Source organism: Vibrio sp. 1249-1 (assembly GCF_033340495.1).
The window spans coordinates 1-1226 of record NZ_JAWOWJ010000083.1; the positions used below are offsets into that span (position 1 = coordinate 1).

The following is a 1226-nucleotide window of genomic DNA, read 5'->3' on the forward strand; positions in this document are numbered from 1 at the left end:
TCTGCAGTTTTCATCATGCGTACTTGCATCTCGAAGTTACGCGTTAGCGACATCACGCCGATCAGCTCATCGATCGCCGATACGTTACTGCCTTCGATGTGTTCTGGTGCCAATTGCACGGTTTCATCCGCTGCGAATGGCACACCATCAACACTGTGAAGCAAGCTGTCGCTCTCTTTTTGCAGCTGATTGATTTCTGGCTTCACCAGTTTCAATGTGCCGACTGCGATTTCTGCACCGCCGCCCGGTGGAATAACCGAGACAAGGCCACGCTCACTGATTTCGATTTTTTGATAATCAGGCACCACCAACGGACCGTTTTCACCCACAACCGGGAACCCGTTGATAGACATTGCGCCAAAGGTATCGATTTGAATGTTACCGGCACGCGTGTAAGCCTCATTACCCGCTGGCGTTTCTACCGCAAGGTAACCTTCACCCATGACGGCAACGTCGAGCGCACGACCTGTTTTCACAACGTCGCCAGAATCAAAACGCGTTGATGCAGAGTTTGTGACCACCATGGTTCGGCCATCAAAGCCCGGGCCTTGTAACTCCACGCTACGAACACGTTCCATATCCGCACGGAAACCTGCGGTATCCGCGTTCGACAAGTTATTCGAACGAACGTGTTGCGCTTTAAGAACTCGGCTTGCACCGGAGGTTGCTGTAAATAACAAGCTATCCATGCAGAACTCCTATTACACCGCGTTGAACAAGGCTTGAGTGAGCTTGTCGCTGGTCGAAATCGTTTTTGCGTTCGCTTGGTAGTTACGTTGTGCTGTCATCAGTGCCACAAGCTCACTGGTTAGGTCGACGTTTGAGCCCTCTAATGCACCTGGAGTCAAGTTACCCAGCGTGCCAGAACCCGGAACGCCCATGATCGGCGCACCAGAGCTAAAGCTTTGTGTCCAAGCAGTGCCGCTCACTTTTGCTAGACCTTGCGTATTAGCAAAATCAGCCAGAACCACTTGGCCTTGAAGCTGTGATTGACCGTTAGTGTAAGTTGCGTAAACCATGCCGTTGTCTTCTACGCGCACACCTGCAAGCTCTCCAGATGTGTAACCGTTCGGGCTGTTAGTACTTACGCCGAATTTCGCACCGAACTGCGTGCTGCCCTTCAAGTTAATGTCGACACTCATCGCGTTTGCACCTGCCGCAGGGAATGAAACATTAAACGGAGCCGTCGGTGAAGAAAGCGAACCGTCTTTGTCAAACGTTACTGG

2 protein-coding genes are annotated in these 1226 nt (G+C 51.6%); both read right to left on the minus strand.

Translation table 11 applies throughout. The features are described from left to right. Positions 1–689 (minus strand): flagellar basal body rod protein FlgF (locus R7Z50_RS24405; RefSeq protein ID WP_318149334.1); only part of this gene is annotated, 689 nt, incomplete at its 3' end. Positions 690–701: 12 nt separating this feature from the next. Continuing rightward, the coding region (locus R7Z50_RS24410) for a flagellar hook-basal body complex protein (protein WP_318149335.1) at positions 702–1226 on the minus strand (525 nt) is incomplete at its 5' end.